This is a genomic window from Hymenobacter rubripertinctus, assembly GCF_003583925.1.
GTDB classification, from domain to species: Bacteria; Bacteroidota; Bacteroidia; order Cytophagales; family Hymenobacteraceae; genus Hymenobacter; species Hymenobacter rubripertinctus.
This window is the reverse complement of the sequence record NZ_QYCN01000006.1, coordinates 1-19,674: the sequence shown is the minus strand read 5'-3', so window position 1 is coordinate 19,674 and position 19,674 is coordinate 1. Positions and strand designations below refer to the sequence as shown.

General features: G+C 59.6%; 18 protein-coding genes and 1 tRNA gene. 13 read left to right on the top strand and 6 right to left on the bottom strand.

Going from position 1 to position 19,674, the window contains the following annotated elements:
- The first annotated feature begins 17 nt into the window (after nt 1-17).
- The 3 genes from D0T11_RS05680 to D0T11_RS05670 all read left to right on the top strand — a co-directional run bounded on the left by D0T11_RS05680 (nt 18) and on the right by D0T11_RS05670 (nt 1,942).
- The gene (locus D0T11_RS05680; RefSeq protein ID WP_119654817.1) at nt 18-425 is read left to right on the top strand and encodes a thiol-disulfide oxidoreductase DCC family protein; all 408 of its coding nucleotides are present in this window, start codon (nt 18-20) and stop codon (nt 423-425) included.
- A gap of 114 nt (nt 426-539) precedes the next feature.
- Nucleotides 540-1,556, top strand: a complete 1,017-nt coding sequence (locus D0T11_RS05675) for a zinc-binding dehydrogenase (RefSeq protein ID WP_119654816.1) — start codon at nt 540-542, stop codon at nt 1,554-1,556.
- Nucleotides 1,557-1,654: 98 nt separating this feature from the next.
- A complete protein-coding gene (locus D0T11_RS05670; protein WP_119654815.1) occupies nt 1,655-1,942 on the top strand; it encodes a hypothetical protein in 288 nt (95 codons plus the stop codon).
- A gap of 173 nt (nt 1,943-2,115) precedes the next feature.
- Here the strand turns inward: D0T11_RS05670 and D0T11_RS05665 are convergent, their stop codons facing one another.
- Together D0T11_RS05665 and rfaD are read right to left on the bottom strand one after the other, a co-directional pair.
- Nucleotides 2,116-3,513 carry an FAD/NAD(P)-binding protein gene (locus D0T11_RS05665; RefSeq protein ID WP_182888263.1) on the bottom strand — a complete coding sequence of 466 codons (1,398 nt, stop codon included), beginning with the start codon at nt 3,511-3,513 and terminating at the stop codon, nt 2,116-2,118.
- Nucleotides 3,514-3,677: 164 nt separating this feature from the next.
- The gene (gene rfaD / locus D0T11_RS05660; RefSeq protein WP_119654813.1) at nt 3,678-4,643 is read right to left on the bottom strand and encodes an ADP-glyceromanno-heptose 6-epimerase; all 966 of its coding nucleotides are present in this window, start codon (nt 4,641-4,643) and stop codon (nt 3,678-3,680) included.
- A 162-nt stretch (nt 4,644-4,805) separates the two neighbouring features.
- On the opposite strand from rfaD, the gene D0T11_RS05655 reads away from it, so the two are divergent.
- From D0T11_RS05655 to D0T11_RS05630, 6 genes are all read left to right on the top strand, one after another.
- Nucleotides 4,806-5,732, top strand: a complete 927-nt coding sequence (locus D0T11_RS05655) for an ABC transporter substrate-binding protein (protein WP_119654812.1) — start codon at nt 4,806-4,808, stop codon at nt 5,730-5,732.
- A 77-nt stretch (nt 5,733-5,809) separates the two neighbouring features.
- Nucleotides 5,810-6,811 carry a FecCD family ABC transporter permease gene (locus D0T11_RS05650; RefSeq protein ID WP_119654811.1) on the top strand — a complete coding sequence of 334 codons (1,002 nt, stop codon included), beginning with the start codon at nt 5,810-5,812 and terminating at the stop codon, nt 6,809-6,811.
- 101 nt (nt 6,812-6,912) lie between these two features.
- Entirely contained in the window at nt 6,913-7,329 is a 417-nt protein-coding gene (locus tag D0T11_RS05645; RefSeq protein WP_119654810.1) for a 6-pyruvoyl trahydropterin synthase family protein, read from the top strand.
- A 169-nt stretch (nt 7,330-7,498) separates the two neighbouring features.
- Nucleotides 7,499-8,608 (top strand): lipid-A-disaccharide synthase, encoded by a 1,110-nt coding sequence (gene lpxB, locus D0T11_RS05640; RefSeq protein WP_119654809.1) that lies wholly within the window; start codon nt 7,499-7,501, stop codon nt 8,606-8,608.
- A 239-nt stretch (nt 8,609-8,847) separates the two neighbouring features.
- Entirely contained in the window at nt 8,848-9,483 is a 636-nt protein-coding gene (locus D0T11_RS05635) for an ABC transporter ATP-binding protein (RefSeq protein ID WP_119654808.1), read from the top strand.
- A complete protein-coding gene (locus D0T11_RS05630; RefSeq protein ID WP_119654807.1) occupies nt 9,480-10,607 on the top strand; it encodes a hypothetical protein in 1,128 nt (375 codons plus the stop codon). Before D0T11_RS05635 ends, D0T11_RS05630 begins: the two co-directional genes overlap by 4 nt.
- A 113-nt stretch (nt 10,608-10,720) precedes the next feature.
- Here the strand turns inward: D0T11_RS05630 and clpX are convergent, their stop codons facing one another.
- The 4 genes from clpX to D0T11_RS05610 all read right to left on the bottom strand — a co-directional run bounded on the left by clpX (nt 10,721) and on the right by D0T11_RS05610 (nt 14,598).
- Nucleotides 10,721-11,944 carry an ATP-dependent Clp protease ATP-binding subunit ClpX gene (gene clpX, locus D0T11_RS05625; protein WP_119654806.1) on the bottom strand — a complete coding sequence of 408 codons (1,224 nt, stop codon included), beginning with the start codon at nt 11,942-11,944 and terminating at the stop codon, nt 10,721-10,723.
- A 221-nt stretch (nt 11,945-12,165) separates the two neighbouring features.
- Nucleotides 12,166-12,876: a ClpP family protease gene (locus tag D0T11_RS05620; protein WP_119654805.1), complete on the bottom strand. Its 711-nt coding sequence runs from the start codon at nt 12,874-12,876 to the stop codon at nt 12,166-12,168.
- A gap of 184 nt (nt 12,877-13,060) precedes the next feature.
- Complete coding sequence (gene tig / locus D0T11_RS05615) at nt 13,061-14,389, bottom strand: trigger factor (protein WP_119654804.1); 1,329 nt, start codon at nt 14,387-14,389, stop codon at nt 13,061-13,063.
- A 127-nt stretch (nt 14,390-14,516) separates the two neighbouring features.
- A tRNA-Leu gene (locus tag D0T11_RS05610) sits at nt 14,517-14,598 on the bottom strand.
- Nucleotides 14,599-14,889: 291 nt separating this feature from the next.
- Between D0T11_RS05610 and D0T11_RS05605 the strand changes: the two genes are divergently transcribed.
- The 4 genes from D0T11_RS05605 to D0T11_RS05590 all read left to right on the top strand — a co-directional run bounded on the left by D0T11_RS05605 (nt 14,890) and on the right by D0T11_RS05590 (nt 19,345).
- The gene (locus D0T11_RS05605; protein WP_119654803.1) at nt 14,890-17,097 is read left to right on the top strand and encodes a RelA/SpoT family protein; all 2,208 of its coding nucleotides are present in this window, start codon (nt 14,890-14,892) and stop codon (nt 17,095-17,097) included.
- A 145-nt stretch (nt 17,098-17,242) separates the two neighbouring features.
- On the top strand, nt 17,243-17,737 hold the full coding sequence (locus D0T11_RS05600) for a Fur family transcriptional regulator (RefSeq protein WP_119654802.1): 495 nt from the start codon (nt 17,243-17,245) through the stop codon (nt 17,735-17,737).
- Nucleotides 17,727-18,074 (top strand): STAS domain-containing protein, encoded by a 348-nt coding sequence (locus tag D0T11_RS05595; protein ID WP_119654801.1) that lies wholly within the window; start codon nt 17,727-17,729, stop codon nt 18,072-18,074. Before D0T11_RS05600 ends, D0T11_RS05595 begins: the two co-directional genes overlap by 11 nt.
- Nucleotides 18,074-19,345: an adenylosuccinate synthase gene (locus D0T11_RS05590; RefSeq protein ID WP_119654800.1), complete on the top strand. Its 1,272-nt coding sequence runs from the start codon at nt 18,074-18,076 to the stop codon at nt 19,343-19,345. Before D0T11_RS05595 ends, D0T11_RS05590 begins: the two co-directional genes overlap by 1 nt.
- Nucleotides 19,346-19,674: the final 329 nt, after the last annotated feature.

Below are 19,674 nucleotides of genomic sequence, written 5' to 3'. Positions count from 1 at the left end.
TTCCCTACCCGCCTCCTATGTCCGATTCGCCAACCATTATCCTCTTCGATGGCGTGTGCAACCTCTGTAACGGGTTCGTGCAGTTCGTGCTTGAGCACGATGCGGGCGGGCAGTTCCGGTTCGCGGCTTTGCAGTCGGGAGCAGGGCAAGGGCTGCTGCGCGAATACGGCCTGCCCGCCCCCACCGAGCCCGATTCGGTGGTGCTACTGGCCGATGGCCGGGCCTACACCCACTCGGCCGCCGCGCTGGGTATCCTGGCCCGCTTGAGCGGCCGCTGGGCCACCCTGGCCCGGGTGGGCCGGTGGTTTCCGCGCCCCCTGCGCGACGCCGTATACCGGCTGATCGCCCGCAACCGCTACCGCTGGTTCGGCCGCCAGGAATCCTGCTGGCTGCCCACGCCCGCGCTGAAAGCCCGGTTTCTATAGCTAAACCATCATCTTTTAAGTGAAACTATCATTTATACACCGCCTATTTCCAGTCCAATCCCGTTCCCTCACTACTCACTACTCACTACTCACTACTCACTACTCACTACTCACATGCAAGCCCTCGTTCTAACCGCTATCAACCAGCCCATCACCCTGCAAGACGTTGCCACCCCCCAGCCCGCCGCCGGCCAGGTGCAGGTGCGGCTCTACGCAGCCGCCCTCAACCACCGCGACGTCTGGATTCAGCAGGGCCAGTATGCTGGGCTGAAATTCCCCATCATCCTGGGTTCCGACGGCGCGGGTGTCGTGACGGCCCTGGGGGAGGGCGTTGAGGCCAGCTGGCTCCACCAGGAAGTGCTCATCAACCCCGGCCAGCACTGGGGCGACGAGCCCGCCGCCCAGGGCCGCGACTTCCAGATTCTGGGCCTGCCCCAGGACGGTACGTTTGCCGAGTACGTGTGCGTGCCCGCCGGGGCAGTGCAGGCCAAGCCCGCCCACCTGAGCTTTGAGCAGGCCGCTGCCTTGCCGCTGGGGGGCGTTACGGCCTACCGGGCCACCTTCACGCGGGCCCAGTTGCAACCCGGCGAACGGGTTCTCATCAGCGGGGTGGGGGGGGGGGTGGCCCTGCTGGCCTTGCAGATGGCCGTAGCCGTGGGAGCCGAGGTGTGGGTGACGTCGGGCTCGGAGGAGAAAATTGCCCGGGCCATAGAACTGGGCGCGAAGGGCGGCATCAATTACAAAACCGGCAAGTGGCCCGCTACCCTTACCAAGCAGGCGGGCGGCGGCTTCCACGTAATTGTCGACAGCGCGGCCGGACCGGGCTTCAACGATCTGGTAGACGCGGCGGCTCCCGGCGGCCGCATCGTGTTCTACGGCGCAACCCAGGGCGACGTGCCCGAGCTGGCCGCCCGCAAGGTGTTCTGGAAGCAGCTTTCCCTGCTGGGCTCCACCATGGGCACCGAGCAGGATTTCGCCGCCATGGTCGGCCTGTTCGAGCAACACAAACTCGTGCCGGTAGTAGATGAAACCTTCCCGCTGGCCGCCGGCGAGCAGGCCCTGCGCCGCATGGCCGCCGGCTTGCAGTTCGGAAAGCTGGTACTAAAGATACAGGCAGATAAAAATGCGTGAAAAGGGCGCTGAAAGGGATAATAAAGCGGTTGATCGGGAATTAACTTGTTGCTAATTTGGTTAGCTTTGAGTCCGGTAACCGTCTAATTTTTTGCCTTATGAAGATGCCCGCTGAATATCTGAGCTGCCCGGTTTTTGAGCTGACGTATCCCACTGGGGAAGTGATGGAGGCGATGCCGGTAGTGGCCTATGCCGATGCTGTGCAGGCCGTGGAGGCGGCTTTGGCTGATGCCGAAAAGTATAAGTACCTGCTCATGCGCGCCCTACGCCGGAGTGCTACCGCCAGCCCGCAGATCTACCCCAGGCTTTCGGTGCTCCCGTTTCCTGAGCCCGGTACCGATACCCGCGTGCTACCCCTCTACCCGCCCGACGAGCTGGCGGCCTGATAGCCGCTCCGCTCACTTCGCATTTACGCAGAATGCCCCATTACCCGCACGCGGGCAATGGGGCATTCTGCGTAAATGAAAGGCGCATCAGCAACGCTGGACTGCTTTCACGGGCGCAACATTCACCAGCTCCCGTTGCCGGTTGAAATAGCAGCCAAATGCCGCCGTCCGCGCTACGGCCGGAGGCGCGCTCCCAGCTGCTGGGCCAGGGCAATGGCCTGGGCACGTAGTTCCGGCACGGCCGTCGACTCGAAGTTCTGGGGGCGGCGGCTGGGACCCAGTGTGAACAGGACGTCTGATGGCCGGCCGGCCGCGTCCAGCAGTGCCCCGTGGGCGTCGGTGCTGATCCCCAGGCCGAGCGGGTCGGGCACGAGCTGGCCGGCTCCGCGCAGGTGGGTTACCAGGGGTTCGGCAATGCGGCGGTAATCGAGCAGCGGCCCCGTACAATTGATGATGTGCCGGGTCGTGAGCGTCTGCGCGGCCGCCGCGCCGTGCTGCACCGTTACCACCAGGTCGTCGGCTACGGCCCTGATGGCCTGAACCCGGCCCGTGTGCTGGCGAACGAAGCCGGTCGCCAGCAGCTCGTTCAGGACGGCGGCATTGTGCGGGGGGCTGCGGTGGCGCAGTACTGCCCACCGTCCGGCCAGGTGGCGCAGAAACCGGGCCTGTTCAGCCAGGGGCCAGGCCGCCCAGATCCGCCCCGAATCCGGGCGCAGCGAGTCGATAACCAGCCGCCAGTCGAGGCCCTGCTGCCGGGCGGCGCGCAGGTGGCGGCGCACGGCACGCAGCACGTCCAGTACCGTCGTCAGGCCCGCCAGGTCTGCCGCGTAAAAGCTGGGGTATCTTTCATGAGAAAGCAGGTGGGCGGTGGGCCAGCGCCCGTGCTGGGAAACGACTGTAATCTGGCCCTGATGACCATCGGCGCGCAGGCCCAGCAGCACATCGACGGCCGTGAGGCCCGTCCCGATGAGCAGCACCGTTTCATCGGACCCAATTGTGCGCAGTCCTCCCTGCGCCCAAGGGCTGGCGTGGTAGGTGGGATGAAGCAGGTATGCGAAGTCGGTGGCAGTGGGTGGGAGAGGGGCAAAGTTGCCCAGGGCCAGAACCACGAAGTCACTCTGAATCAGCAGGTCGTTGCGCAGCTGCACCACCGCGCTCCGGCCATCGGGGGCCAGGGTCACTGATTTGGCGAGCTGGTTGTGCCACTGGCACCGGATTCCGTTCAGTGAGGGCCACTCCAGCACCTGGCTCACCAACTGCTGCAAATAGCGGCCATAGCTTTGGCGGGAGCAGAAGTCGTGCTCGCGGCATTCCCCCGGTTCTGTAATGCGGAGCCAGTTGCGGAAGTGTTCGGGCTGATCAGGGAAGGCGCTCAGGGATTGGGCCCGCACGTTCAGCAGGTACTCCGGCCGCCGGGCAGTGTAGGCCAGTCCCGGTCCCGGAACCGGCCGCGGCTCCACCAGATGAACATCGCAGGCAAAAGGCTGGTCGCCGGCCAGCCGGGCCAGTTGCACGGCCAGCGTGGAACCCGAAAATCCGCCGCCTATGATGGTAATGGTTTTGCGCTGCACCAGTTTCCGGAGATTAGAAAGGTTGAAGGTACTATTATCTCAGAAAAATGCTATGAAGATTATGTTCAGCCAGAAAAACTGGTTTCCAGTACTGCGCAACTCGCGTTAAGTAGCGCAACCGGCAGCTAGCAGACCATCAGGCGAAAAGCCCCGCGTGCGCGGATTTAGTAGTAGGCGTTGGGTAACAGATACTGGCGCACGTAGTCCGCAATGCCGTCTTCCAGCCGGGTGAAAGGCTGCTCGTAACCGATGCCGCGCAGCTTGCTCATATCGGCCTGGGTGAAGTATTGATAGGTGTCGCGGATGTCCTCGGGCGTGTCGCGGAAGTGGATGTCGGCGGTGCGGTCCAAGGCGGCAAAGGTGCTCAGCGTGAGGTCGAGGAAAGTGCGGGCCTCGCCGGTTCCCAGGTTATAGATGCCGGAATGCTGACGGGTCTGCATCAGAAACAGGCACACGTCCACCACGTCCTTCACGTACACGAAGTCGCGCTGCTGCTCGCCGTCGGCGAAGTTGGGGTTGTGGGAGCGGAACAGGGTCATCGAGCCGGTTTCCTGGATCTGACGGAAGGCGTGCAGAATCACGGAAGCCATGCGGCCCTTGTGGTACTCGTTGGGACCGTACACGTTGAAGAACTTCAGTCCGGCCCAGAAAAACGGCTTTTCCGGCTGCTGCACGGCCCAGTTGTCGAAGTCGTTTTTGGAGTCACCATAGGGGTTGAGGGGGCGCAGCAGCGGCAGCAGGGCATCGTCGTCGGAGTAGCCCAGTGTGCCCGAGCCGTAAGTGGCGGCCGAAGAGGCGTACACCACGGGCAACTGGTAGCGGCAGCAGGCCCGCCACATCTGCTGGGAGTATTCCAGGTTGAGCACGTTGAGCACGTCGCGGTTGGTTTCGGTGGTATCGGTGCGGGCTCCGAGGTGGAAGATGAACTCCACGTCGGCGTGGTGCTCATCGAGCCAAGGGAAAAACTCCTCCCGGTCCACGTATTCCTTCAGGTGCTTGCCCGACAGGTTAGCCAGCTTGCGCTCATTGGTGAAATTATCCACCACCACGATATGGTTGAAGTTGGCGGCGTTGAGGCGGGTGACGAGGGCACTGGCAATAAAGCCGGCCGCTCCGGTGACAACAATCATAAGGCAGAGGTTTAGGCTCAAAAGTAACCCGTAAGCAGAGAATGATACGCAGGCCGCGCGTTTTGTTTAGTCTGAAGTCAGCAAGCCGACCTGCCCTAACGCCGCCAGCGCCGCCAGCGCCTCCTGGCCGGGCGTCCGGCCCGGCCGGTTACCTTTGCCACCATGCTCCGCTCCCCCGTTGCCCGTTTCCCCCGGCGTTGCCCGGCCCTGCTAGCCCTGCTGGCCCTGTTGGCCGCCTGCCGCCCCGATGCGCCCGCCACCAGGGTTGCTGCGGAAGCCGCCGCCCCCCAGCACCTGCGCGACGACCTCGGCCGCGCCCTCACGGTGCCCGCCCACCCGCGCCGCATTATGGCCCTGGCGGCTTCCATGACCGAAATGCTCTATGCCGTGGCCGACACGGCTACCATTGTGGCCCGCACCCAGGTCTGCGACTACCCGGCCGCCGCGCTGCGCAAGCCCATCGTCAGCAGCTACCCGCTGGATCTGGAGCGCCTGGTGGCCCTGCGGCCCGAGGTGGTGTTCACAACGGTTGGCATTACCTCGGAGGCGGATGCCCAGCGGTTGCAGGAATTAGGCATCCCGGTCTATTATCAGCAGTACGATACGGTAGAGGATATTTTCCGGGGCCTCACCGATCTGGGCCGCATTCTGGGCCGCCAGGCCCCGGCCCGCCGCCTCACCGATTCGTTGCGGGCCGAGTTGCGGGCCATCCGCGCACTGCCGATACCGAACCCGGCGGCCTCAGTGCTGGCCATCACGTGGCAGGACCCGATTTACGTGTACGGCCAGAACACGCTGTTCACGGACAAAATCCGGCTGGCCGGCGGCCGGAACGCGGTAGTAGAAAAGTTTGCCCAGCCTTATCCGGCCCTCACCCGCGAATACATTCTCAAGCTCAGCCCCGATGTGCTGATCGGGGGCAGTTTCGGCCAGCTCGATAGCACCTTCTTCCGGCTCTATCCCGAGCTCAGGCGCCTCCCTGCCTACCAGACCCGCCGCATCTACGGCACCACCGATAATCTCCTGTCCCGTCCCGGACCCCGGGTGGTGGAGTCGGTGAAGGAGCTGCGGGCCCTGATGCTCAATTAGACGGGGCCAGCCGCTCAACCTGGTCAGCGGCTGGCTCAGCCCTTCCGATTCAAGCTCCCTCCCTCCTCCCTCGCCCGATGACCCGCCCCGCTCTGCCCTGGATTATGGCCTGCCTGCTGCTGATGGTGGGCCTGTTGGCCGTGGGCCTGCGCGTGGGCAGCTACGAAACGGATTATGCCCTGATCGGCCGCACGTTGCTGCACTACGATGCCCGCGACCCGGCCCAGCTGGTGCTGATGGAGCTGCGCCTACCCCGGCTGCTGCTGGCTTTGCTGGCCGGGGCCGGGCTGGCCATGAGCGGCTACATCATGCAGGCCATGGTCAACAACGCCCTGGCCGACCCCTACCTGCTGGGCACGGCCTCGGGCGGGGCGCTGGGGGCCAGTCTCACCTTCCTGTTTCTGCCCGGCCTCACGGTGGCGGGCTTCTATGCGCCCCCGCTGGCGGCCTTGCTGGGCGCTTTGGGCACCACGCTGGTGGTAGTGGTGGTGGGCAGCCGGCGCGGCCGTATCGTGCCCACGCTGCTGCTGCTGGCCGGCGTGGCCCTCGGCTCCCTGACCACCGCGCTGGGCGGGCTGCTCACGTTTCTGGCCGCCACCGAGGAAAAGCTGCGCACCATCACGTTCTGGTCGTTGGGCGGCTTCGAGCGGGCCAGCTGGGCTACGCTGCCCTACCCGGCCGTGGCCGTGGGGGTGAGCCTGGGGGTGCTGGCCCTGCTGCACAACAACCTGAATTTGCTGCTGCTGGGCGAGGAGCGGGCCACGGCCCTGGGGCTGCCCGTGGCCCGTACGCGGTGGCTGCTGCTGCTCGTGGCCTCGGGCCTGACCGGCACTGTGGTGGCCCTCTGCGGCCCCATCGGGTTCGTGGGCCTCGTGATTCCGCATATCACCCGCTGGCTGTTGGGTACCACGGGCCGGGGCAACCTGCTGTTCTGCGCGTTGCTGGGCGGCAATTTTCTGGTCCTCTGCGACCTGCTGGCCCGGCTGCTCTACCCGCCCGCCGGCCTGCCCGTGGGGCTGGTCACGGCCCTGTTCGGCGTACCGTTCTTCGTATATTTGCTGCGCCGAATGGGGGCATGAGCAGCTAAGGGGTTTGGTGCCAGGGAATTATTGTCCGGCACTCAACCCCCGGAGTAAAATATTCACCACGCCCCCCGGCCTTCCAAGCACACAACACCCCCATGATTTACATCAGCCGCCAGGAACACTTTAACGCTGCCCACAAGCTCCACAACCCCAACTGGAGCGAGGAGCGCAACCGCGAAGTATTCGGCCCCTGCGCCAACGTCAACTGGCACGGCCACAACTACGACCTCATCGTGACGGTAAAGGGCCAGCCCGATCCGGAAACGGGCTTTGTCATCGACCTCAAGCAGCTTAGCACCCTCATTCTCACCCACGTCATCGATCAGGTCGACCACAAAAATCTGAACCTCGACGTGCCCTTCATGCAGGGCCAGCTCGCCAGCACCGAAAACCTCGTTGTGGCCTTCTGGAAAATCCTTCAGCCCGAAATCGAGCGCATTTCCTCCGCCCGTCTGCACTGCCTCAAACTCTACGAAACCCCCCGCAACTTCGTGGAATACTACGGGGAATAGATAGTATGAATTATGAATTATGAATTATGAATTATGAATTATGAATTATGAATTATGAATGCACTTTTTTGAAAGCCGAAAACGGATTGTGAATTGAGTCTGTGGATAGTTGTTGCAGTTGGCACGACCGAATTCATCACGCATAATTCATCATTCATAATTCCCAAAAATGAAGTACTACCTGATAGCGGGCGAGCGGTCCGGGGATTTTCACGCCTCCAGCCTCATGCAGGAGTTGCGCAAGCAGGACCCGGCGGCCGAGTTCCGCTTCTGGGGCGGCGACCTGATGCAGGCCGAGGGCGGCGAAATGGTGCGCCACTACCAGGAAATGGCCATCATGGGCTTCTGGGAAGCTGCTACCAGCGTGCTCAAGTTTCGCGGCTACCTCAAGGAGTGCCAGCGCGACTTGCTGGCCTGGCAGCCCGACGTGGTGATTCTGGTCGATTACGCCGGCTTCAACATGCGGGTGGCCAAGTTTGCCAAAGCCGCCGGCCTGAAAGTGTTCTACTATATCTCGCCCAAAATCTGGGCCTGGAACCAAGGCCGGGTGCACCAGGTAAAGGCCGTCGTCGACCGCATGTTCGTGATTCTGCCCTTCGAGCAGGAATTCTACCAGCGCTTCGATTATAAGGTCGACTACATCGGTAACCCGATTGCCGACAGCGTGGGCGAGTTCCAGAAGTCCACCGATTTCTATGAGCGCCACCACCTCGACCCCGCGCGGCCCATTATTGCGGTGTTGCCCGGCTCGCGCAAGCAGGAAATCGAGGAGATGCTCTACGAGATGCTGGCCATTCTGCCGCCCTTCCTCGACTACCAGTTCATCGTGGCCGGCGTCGATAATCTCGAGCGCAACTACTACGCGAACTTCGAGCGCAACAACGTCCGCATCCTCTTCGACGAAACCTACGATCTGCTCGCCCACGCCACGGCGGCCCTGGTCACGAGTGGCACGGCCACCCTCGAAACGGCCCTCTTCAACGTACCCCAGGTGGTGTGCTACCGCACCAGCGCCGTATCGTACGCCATTGGCAAGGCCGTTATCAAGGTGCCTTTCATCTCCCTGGTCAACCTCATTGCCGGCCGCGAAGTCGTGAAAGAACTCATTCAAAGCAACTTCAACTCCCGCAACCTCGTCACCGAACTCAAGAAAATCACCGCCGACGAAGCCTTCATTGCCCAACAGAAAGCCGGCTACGCCGAAATCCACGCGAAGCTGGGGCAGCAGAAATCCGCCGAGAAGGCCGCCGGGCTGATGGTGGGATATTTGAAGGGGTAAAAAGTGTTCGCACTCCATAAGCCGGGGGCATCATTCCAGTTGGAGCGATGCCCCCGGCTCGTTTTAAAACGCAGTTCGCAACAGCCGGCCCCGCCGTGTTTTTCGGCTCGTCGGCAGCTAACGGGTAACAATGCTAATCGGTATCAAGCCAGCTATTTTCGGGGGCGTGTATACTAAAGCAGATTAACTGCGGTTTGAAGAAAATCCGACATGCTTCCATCCGTTCTATCGTGCCTTAGATGATCCAAATCAATAAGTTCCGCAAGACTTACAACGGCCGGGTCGCGCTCCAGATTGATGCGTTCACGATTCCGCCCGGGATTTACTGGGTCCGGGGCATCAACGGGTCGGGCAAGAGCACGCTCCTGAAGGCCCTGGCTGGCATCGCGCATTTTCAGGGGGATATTATTCTTGCTGGAAATCTGAACAGCAAGCAGCAGTCGGTAGCCTATCGGGGAGCGGTGAACTTTGCTGAGGCCGAGCCCGTCTTTCCCGAATTTCTGACGGGCAATGAGCTGATTCACCTGTTCAAAAAGGCGAAGAACGCGCCGGACCGGCAAGAGGATTTTTACGTGGACAGCATGAGTATGGCTTCCTATCTGCCCGACCCGGTTGGCACGTATTCGAGCGGAATGCTCAAGAAGCTTTCCCTCGTGCTGGCCTTTCTGGGGCAGCCTGCCTGCATTTTGCTCGATGAGCCCCTGACCACGCTGGATACGGATTCGCTGCCCGTAGTGTATTCCTGGATTGCCCGCCGGCATCACCAACACCAAACCACGTTTTTGCTCTCCTCCCACCAGGAATTTGAAGGAGAAACACTGCCCGACGTGCGGAAAATAGTGGTCGAACAGGGTACCATCCGCTACGAGCCATGAAACGGCCCCTGACGCGCGTGTTGGTGAAGGTGATGGCGAATGGGTTTTACCGGCAACATACCGGCCTGTTGCTAACTCTGTTCATCCTCATTTTTACCAACTTCTTTTACACCAACGTCCTCAACCAAACGCATCTGACGCCGGCGCAGATTGTTGAGAATGCGCTGAAACTGGCCATCACTACGGTGAGCGAACCACTGGGCGTAGTGCTGCTGTTTGGCCTGTTCTTCGGGTACACCGTCAAGTCGTGCCAGTACGTGGCCGGCCGGTTGCAGGCAGTGGATGTGCAGTTTCTGTTCTATAGCAGCAACGCCCTGCCGAGGCCGCAACAGGTGCGGTCCTGGGCCGTGGTGCAATCGATAATAGCGTTGCCGATTATCGTGCTGGGCGGCTACGCGCTGCTGGTGGGGCTGGCGTTCGGCTACTGGCTGGTGCCCCTGCTCATTCCGGTGTACCTGCTCGGCCTACTCGGAGCCAGTGCCCTGTATTACACCCACCTGCTGAACAATACGGCCGCCGGACCGGACCAAGCGAGCCGTCTGCCTTGGCTGCGCCGCTGGCCCAAGCCGTTTTTCAGCCTGTTTCTCTACGAAATCGTTGCCCGCAAACGCTTGGCCTACGGCATTACCAAAGCCTTATCGGTCGTGATTATTGCCGGGTTTTTCAGCGTCTTGCCCGATGCGCATACCGATGTGCGGCTGCTGGCCCTGCTGAGCCTGTGCATTGCCCTGGCGCACGTAGTGCTGGTTTATCAGTCGAGCGAATTTGAGCTATTCTATTTGCGTTTTGCCCGTAATCTGCCCTACAGCCGCTGGCAGCTATATGGGCAGCAGGCGGCATTGTTCGGGTGCCTGGTGCTGCCCGAAATCATATGGTTTTTAGTGGCCGGGCAATTCCGCCAGGGGCTGGTTGGGATATTGCTGCTACTGAGCGTACTGATGCTATTCCGCACGCTGCTCTACCGGATTGGCCAGCGCATGACCTGCTATCTGCGGACCGCATTCGGACTTTTTATCGTCTTTCTCCTGCTCAATCTCTTTGGATTTGCTCCCCTGTTAGTTTGTGCCAACCTGATAGTTGCCTGGGGGTTGCTGTGGCGCTACCGGTATCAGTCCTTCGGGTAGAGCAGAACGAGCGAATAACAGCGGGAATTAGATTGTTTACACGCGCTAAAAAAAAAACGCAACAGCCCCGACAGGATATTCTGTCGGGGCTGTTACGTTATAATCGGGAATCGTTACGCCGCTCGTAGTTGCTTAATGGCGGTCTGCTCGAACTTGCTCCGGGCATAGTCCTCGTCGATGACCAGTTCTTTTACACCTTCCTCGGAGGGCATGTCGAACATGGCGTCGGTCATGATGCCTTCGCAGATACTACGCAGGCCCCGGGCGCCGAGGCGGTACTCGTCGGCCTTCACCACAATGTACTCCAGGGCGCCTTCCGAGAAGCTCAGCTCAATGCCTTCCATGTCGAAGAGGCGCTGGTATTGCTTGACGATGGAGTTTTTGGGCTCCGTGAGGATTTTGCGCAGCGTGGCGTGGTCGAGGGGGTTGAGGTGGGTGAGCACCGGCAGGCGGCCAATCAGCTCGGGAATGAGGCCGAACGACTTCAGATCCTGGGCCGTCACGTAGCGCAGGAAGTTGTTGGTGTCCACCTTCTCGTCGAGCTGGGTTTTGGCAAACCCGATGGGCTTGGTGTTGAGGCGGTTTTTGATGATGCGCTCGATGCCCACGAAGGCCCCACCGCAGATAAAGAGGATGTTCTCGGTGTTTACCGTAATCATCTTCTGCTCGGGGTGCTTGCGGCCGCCGTGGGGCGGCACGTTCACCGTGGTGCCCTCCAGTAGCTTCAGCATGGCCTGCTGCACGCCCTCGCCGCTCACGTCGCGCGTGATGCTGGGGTTGTCGCTCTTGCGGGCAATCTTGTCGATTTCGTCGATGTACACGATGCCACGCTCGGCCGCTTCCACGTTGTAGTCGGCGGCTTGCAGCAGGCGCGTCAGGATGCTTTCCACGTCTTCGCCCACGTAGCCGGCCTCCGTGAGCACGGTGGCGTCGGCAATACAGAAGGGCACTTGCAGAATGTTGGCCAGCATCCGGGTAAGGAACGTTTTGCCGGTGCCGGTTTCGCCCACCATAATAATGTTCGACTTCTCAATCACCACGTCGTCCTTCTGCGGGGTTTGCATCAGGCGCTTGTAGTGGTTGTACACGGCCACCGACATCACCTTCTTGGCTTCGTCCTGGCCCACCACGTACTGGTCGAGGTACTCCTTCATCTCCCGCGGCTTCACGAGGTTGAACTTCGGCGCCTTGGAATTGGACCGAATCTTATTCTCCTCGTTCAGAATTTGCTGGGCCTGCCCCACGCACCGCTCGCAGATGTGGGCGTTAATGCCCGAAATCATCACCGTAACGTCTTTTTTGCTCTTACCGCAGAACGAACACGTAATATCTGCCATTGCCAAAGGAACTCGCTGGATAGGGGAGGGAAAGGGCATTCGCCCATCCCTGCTTCAAAGGTACGAAAAGCCTAACGTCGGCAAGCCCGTAAAACGTGCCGTTGGGCCTGAAAGCGAAGTAAACAAAAAAGCCCGCAAGGGCGGGCTTTTTTGGTATCCGGCTGACAAGCAGAACGGTGCCCTGCCGGGCAAAACACCATTCTTTTACTTCACCCGGTCAGTTAGGCGGCTTTCTTCTTTTCGAGCACTTCGTCAATCAGGCCGTATTCTTTGGCCTCATCGGCGCGCATCCAGTAGTCACGGTCGGAGTTGTCGTGAATTTCCTGGTAGGTTTTGCCGGTATGCTCGGCCAGAATGTCGTAGAGCTCCTTCTTGAGCTTGAGGATTTCGCGGGCTGTAATCTCAATATCCGACGACTGACCCTGGGCACCACCCGAGGGCTGGTGAATCATCACGCGGGCGTGGGGCAGGGCCGAACGTTTGTCCTTGGCGCCACCGGCCAGTAGCACGGCGCCCATCGAGGCGGCCAGGCCGGTGCAGATGGTAGCCACGTCGGGGTTCACGTACTGCATGGTGTCATAAATGCCGAGGCCGGCGTACACCGAGCCACCGGGCGAGTTGATATAGAGCAGAATGTCCTTCTTGGCATCTACCGACTCCAAAAACAGCATCTGCGCCGTCAGGATGTTGGCCACGTAATCGTCCACGGCGGTGCCCAGGAACACAATGCGGTCCATGATGAGGCGGGAGAAAACATCGATTTCGGCGAAACGGGTGGGGCGCTCCTCAATCACCGAGCGGGTCATGTTGGAGGGCAGCATCATGCCATTGCGCACCTGGCCCTCTACGTGATTCAGATACTGGTCAACGCCCAAACCATTCAGGCCCTGGCCTTTCACGGCGAACTTGCGAAACTCTTGTCTATTCAGCATGGAGAGAAAAAAGGAGTTAGAATACAGAAGCTAGGAGCTAGAATCGATAGGCTAAGAACGAGGGGGCAGAAGCAGAATTGCGATTCTACCTTCTAGCTCCCGACTCCTAGCTTCTCAATAAAAAAAGCCCCTACGACAAGTAAGGGCTTTTTTGTTGGTTTTGAAAACCCGAACGGCGGCAGAATTAGCCGGCGTTCTGATTGCGGAAGTCCTCGGCCGTAATCTCGTTGTCGTTAACAACAACTTTGCCGCGCAGGTTTTCCAGCACTTTCTCTGCCAGAATGGCTTCGTACTCCTGCACGTAGTTCTTGCCGTTTTCCTGGCGCAGGAAGTTGTCGGCGAAACCGCGCACCGACTCTTCGAGCTCGGGCGTCATTTCCATGTTGAACTGACCCAGGATTTTCTGCATCGTGCGGTCCACGATTTCCTCGTTTTCCACCTTCAGCGCGTTGGCTTCCACCACCTTGTTGCGGATCATTGACCACTTCAGCTCCTTCTCGTAGTCGTCGTAGTGCTCCTCAATCTGCTCGGCAGTCAGCTTGCCTTCGTTGGCCCGCAGCAACCACTTTTTGAAGAACTCCTTGGGTAGTTCAATGGTGGTGTTCTCCAGCATTTTGTCAATAAGCTGACGATTCATCAGGTTATCCGACTCCCGGTCGTAGTTCTCCATCACGGTGGAGCTCACCTTCTCATCGAAGTCTTCCTTCGACGTTACGATGTCCTTGCCGAATACTTTGTCGAACAGCTCCTGGTTGAACTCGGCGGCGGCGGTGCGCTGCACTTTGTCCACGGCCAGCGTGTAGTCGCCTTCCAGCGAACCGGCTTCTTCCTTGCTCATGCCGGTGAAACCAGCAATGGCAGTAGCGTCGCCGTCGAAAGCATTTTTCAGGTCGAACGTAATCACGTCCTCCGCCTTGGCACCCACGAATTTGTCGGCGTCGTTCTTGAGCTTGCTGGTCGGTAGCATCACCATCCGACCTTCGCCTTCCTCGTCGGCCTTCTTGAGCTTGCCAAGCAGGTAGTCGCCGGCTTCGGCGGTTTCGGGCTCGGTAGATTCGCCAAACTGGCGCTCCAGCTGCTCGTAGGTTTCCTTCAGCGTGTTCTCGTCGAGCGTCACCTTGTGGCGGTCCACGGTCACGGCCTGGTCGGCGGGCAGCTCGAAGTCGGGCAGCAGGCCCAGCTCGAACTGAAACGCGTAGTCCTTCTGAGCATCGAAATCGATGTCGGATGCTACGGGCAGGGGCTCGCCCAGAATTTTCAGGTCGTTGCTCTTGATGTACTCATCCACCGATTTGCCCAGCAAACCGTTGATTTCGTCCACCAGGATGCCTTTGCCGTACATTTTGCGCACCAGCGTAACGGGCACCTTGCCTGGGCGGAAGCCTTTGATCTGCGCCTTCTTGCTGTATTCCTTCAGCTTGCTCTCCACGGCGGGGGCATAGTCAGCCTCCGTGAGGTTCACTGTCAGGATGGCATTGAGCTGGTCGTCTTGCTTGTCGAGGGTAATGTCCAAAACTAAGGGTCGGTTAAGGGTACTACGTTGGGGTAAAGAGCCGGCCGCAGCCGGCACAAAAACAGAAACCCCCAACGGGTGGGTTGAGGGTTTAATAATGATTTCAGCCAAACCGAAATCCACTATGTGCGGATGGAGGGACTCGAACCCACACGCCTTGCGGCACCAGATCCTAAGTCTGGCACGTCTACCAATTTCGCCACATCCGCATTACGAAGTCGTTTACCTCGGGGGCGCAAAACTACGCAAGTGTCGGCAAATAACCAATGAATTTTCGGATAACGTATTGTCCGGGCCGGCAAATTCAGGGGAAACAAGGCCCGGGCGCGGTGCCGTTTGCAAAGCAGCGGGTTAGCAACAGGCGCGCCGGCCGCTTCGTGCGTTGGGTGCTGTGCACCAAGTGGCCGCCGTTCTTGTTGCTTTTTAACTAGAATGCGTCCGGCCAGTGCCGTACCTTCGCTACTCGTATTTCTGGCACCACCGGGTGCCGCCTGCCTGCCATGTCCACTGTCATCGACCCCGAAGTAGAGCGTCAGGAAATTCTGCGTCACTACCGCCGCCTGCTTCGCACCGCCAAACCCTCCCTCAAGGACGGCGACGCTAAACTGATCAAAAAGGCCTTCAACACGTCCCTGGAGGCGCACAAGGAAATGCGCCGCAAATCGGGCGAGCCCTACATTATGCACCCGCTGGCCGTGGCCCAGATCGTGGTGGAGGAAATCGGCCTCGGCACTACCAGCATCGTGTCGGCGCTGCTGCACGACGTGGTGGAGGATACGCCCTGGGAGGTGGCCGACGTCAACCGCGAGTTTGGCCCCAAGGTGGCGCGCATCGTGGATGGGCTCACCAAAATCTCGGGGGTCTTCGACTACGGTACCTCCGAGCAGGCCGAGAACTTCCGCAAAATGCTGCTCACCCTCTCCGACGACGTGCGGGTGATTCTTATCAAGCTGGCCGACCGCCTGCACAACATGCGGACGCTGGACTCGATGCCGCGCCACAAGCAGCTCAAAATTGCCTCCGAAACCATCTACCTCTACGCCCCGCTGGCCCACCGCCTGGGCCTGTACGCCATCAAAACGGAGCTGGAGGACCTGTATCTGAAGTACACCGACACCGAAGTATATAACGAGTTGGTAACGCAGGTACGCCAGAGCCGCGTTTCGCGCAACCGCTTTATCAAGGACTTCGTGCAGCCCATTGATGAGGAACTGAAAGCGCAGGGTTTCCAGTACGAGGTGAAGGGGCGGCCCAAAAGCATCTATTCCATCCTCAAAAAGATGCGCAAGCAGAACATCACCTTCGATGAGGTGTACGACCTGTTTGCCGTGCGGGTGATTCTGGACGTGCCGCCGGAACAGGAAAAGGCAGCCTGCTGGCAGGTATACAGCATCGTGACGGATTTCTACCAACCCAACCCCGACCGCCTGCGCGACTGGGTAAGCACGCCCAAGGCCAACGGCTACGAGAGCCTGCACACCACCGTCATGTCGCGCACCGGGCAGTGGGTGGAGGTGCAGGTGCGCAGCCGCCGCATGGACGACATTGCCGAGAAAGGCTACGCCGCCCACTGGAAATACAAGGACACGGGCGTACCCCAGCCCGAGTCGACGCTCGAAGCCTGGATTAACAAGGTGCGTGAGATGCTGGAAACCAACAACTCCAGCGCCCTCGAATTCATGGACGAGTTCCGCCAGAACCTGTTCGTGAAGGAGGTGTACGCCTTCACGCCCAAGGGCAAGCTCATCATCCTGCCCGACAAGGCCACGGCCCTCGATTTTGCCTTCGAAATCCACACCCACATCGGCCTGCAATGCCTGGGGGCCAAGGTCAACCAGAAGCTGCGGCCCCTGAGCTACCAGCTCCGCAACGGCGACCAGGTGGAAGTGCTGACCTCTCAGAAGCAGAAGCCCACTGAGGAGTGGCTCCAGTACGTGACCACCTCCAAGGCCCGCACCCGCATCAAAGACTGGCTTCGCGACGACCGCAAAGCCAAATCGGAGGACGGGCGTTTCTTGGTGGAAAAGCGGTTGGAACTGCTGGGTGTGGAAGCCAGCCAGGAGAACCTGAACCGCCTGCTGGCCCACTTCAACACGGCCAACCTGCCCGAGTTCTTCTACCGCGTGGCCGTGAGCCAGGTTGATGGCCGTGAAATCGTGGCGGGGCTGTTTGACACGACCAGCGAAACCCCGCGCCTGCCTTCCCGCCTCGAACCCCGGGCCTTCGACCACGAAGTGCAGAAGGTGCGGGGCGTGAACGCCAATATGCTGGTCATCGGCGAGCGAACCGACAAGTTCGACTATACCATCGCTCCCTGCTGCAACCCCATCCCCGGCGACGACGTGTTCGGCTTCGAAACCGATAACGGCATCGTTATTCACCGCACCTCCTGCCCCAAAGCCGTGCAGATGATGTCGAACTACGGCAACCGCATTGTGCGCGCCAAATGGACGGAACAGCTGGAGCTGGCTTTCCTGGCCGGCATCCGCATCAAGGGCTCGGATAGGGTAGGGCTGGTCAACGACGTGACGCGCATCATCAGCACCAGCCTCAAGGTGAATATGCGCTCTATCACGATGGACTCGAACGACGGTATCTTCGAGGGCCAGATCATGGTGTTCGTCAACGATACCGCTCACCTGGACCGGCTTATTCAGCGCCTGAGTAAAGTAAGCGGGGTGCTGACGGTGGAACGCTTCGATTCCTGAAGTGGTCTTAAAAAGTATTTCTCAAAACCGGGCGCACAAAACAGCACAAGAAAAGCGTGCCCCCCAGATTCCAGCGCCCGTTTGGAGACTGGAGTTCCAGTCACGAATCAAACCGGTTTTCACTCCTTATATATAAGGCCCCATTATGGCATCTTCAGCAAAGCATCTGGACAAGGAAAAGTATGAGGAGGTCAAGAAGATTTTCACTGCTTACCTCGAAAATAAAGGTCTGCGTAAAACGTCGGAACGGTACGCCATTCTGGAGGAAATTTACTCCCGCACCGGCCACTTCGACGTGGAAGAGCTCTACGCCGGCATGAAGCAGCAGGGCTTGCAGGTGAGTCGGGCTACGGTGTACAATACCCTCGATCTGCTGGTGGAGCACGGCCTCGTGAGCAAGCATCAGTTCGGGCGCAACCTGGCCCAGTACGAAAAAAGTTATGGCTACCGTCAGCACGACCACGTCATTTGCACCGAGTGTCACAAAGTGGTCGAATTTTGCGACCCGCGCATTCACGGCATCCAAACGATGGTCGGGGAGTTACTCAACTTCCATATCTTGCACCACTCTTTGAACCTTTATGGCGTGTGCGGCGACTGCCGCGCGAAAGCCGCCCGCTCCCAAGCCGATGAAAACTGATTCCACCGTCCAAGACGGTATTCTCTTTGTGCGCCTCTCCGGCGACCTGATCGGCAGCCCCGATACCCAGCAACTGCTCCAGAACGTGGACCAGCACCTCGGGGAGGAACTGCGCTATTGCGCCGTCGATTTATCGGGTATTCGCTACATCAACAGCACGGGTATCGGGGTGCTGGTGTCGCTGCTGACCAAGTTCCGGAGCCGCGGCGGCGAGCTGGTCCTTATCAATCCGGCCGACCATCCGCGCAAAATGCTGGCCTTAACCAAACTGAACGCTATTTTTTCCGTTGCCGACGATGAGTCATCGGCTGCTCAACTTCTGAAAACCGCGAACTAATGCCCGTTGATGTACTAGTAGGATTGCAGTGGGGAGATGAAGGCAAAGGCAAGATTGTCGATGTGCTAGCCCCCACCTACGACGTAGTAGCCCGTTTCCAGGGTGGCCCCAATGCCGGTCACACCCTCACCTTCGATGGTATCAAGCACGTGTTGCACCAGGTGCCATCGGGTATTTTTCATCCCCATATTATCAATGTAGTCGGCAACGGCGTGGTCCTCGACCCCGTGGTATTCCGGCAGGAGCTCAAAAAACTCACCGACCGGGGCGTGAACTGGGGCCAGAACTTGTACGTTTCCCGCAAAGCCCAACTGATCCTGCCCTCGCACCGTGCTCTGGACCGTATCAACGAAGAAGCCCGGGGTGGCAGCAAAATTGGCTCCACTCTGAAAGGCATCGGCCCCACGTACCAGGATAAAATCGGCCGCACCGGCCTGCGCGTCGGCGACATTCTCCTGTCCGATTTCCGGGAACGGTACCAGGAAGCCGTGGCCCGCCACGCCACCATTGCTGAATTCCACGGCCGCGGCCTCGAAATTGAAGAATTCGAGGCCGATTTCTTTTCCGCCGTTGAGTTTCTGCGCACTCTTCAGCTCACCGACACGGAGTATCTGCTGAACGACCTGCTCCGCCAGGGCAAAAACGTACTGGCCGAAGGGGCCCAGGGCTCCATGCTGGACATTGATTTTGGTACCTACCCTTACGTCACGTCATCGAGCACTATCGTGGCTGGGGCCTGCACCGGCCTCGGCATTGCGCCGCGCCATATCAATAAGGTTTACGGAATCAGCAAGGCCTATTGCACCCGCGTGGGTAGCGGCCCCTTCCCCACCGAACTACACGATGGGGTAGGGGAGCAGATTCGTACGGCCGGCCGCGAATTCGGTGCCACCACCGGCCGCCCCCGCCGTTGCGGCTGGATCGATCTGCCGGCCCTGCGCTACAGCATCATGCTCAACGGGGTTACCGAAATCCACCTCATGAAGGCCGATGTGCTCGATGAGTTCGATGAAATTCGGGTCTGCACGCACTATGAGCTGCCCAACGGTGAGAAAACTGACCACCTGCCCGATTATGGCGACCTGGAAAAACTGACGCCGGTGTACCAAAGCCTACCGGGCTGGCGCACCAACCTTCAGGAAATAACCGATCCACAGGCCCTGCCCCAGCAACTGAAGGACTACGTTCACTTCCTCGAACAGCGTCTGGAGGTTCCCATAAGCATCGTCAGCGTCGGCCCCGATCGGGTAAGCACACTGCACATGGCATAATAGGCGATAAGTTTCACTTCCCTGAAACCCGGATTGCGAACGGCAAGCCGGGTTTTTTCATGTGCTTATCCACAGCACTAGAAAAAAAATCAGGATAATACGAACTTAATCGCGACGCTAAACTGTTACTATCCAGCCTACTCGAAACTACAGATGACTGGGTTGTCAAAATAAGTTGTCGTCCGGGTTTGCACAGTTAGCAGAAAGGGCGCACTTTTGCACTCCCAATCCGAAACGCGGAAGGGACCGGCCGCTCAGGCAGCCCGGGCTTGAAAAAATAGTTTTGCTGCGGGCTTGCAAACTTCCCACCGGGTTTGCTACCTTTGCAC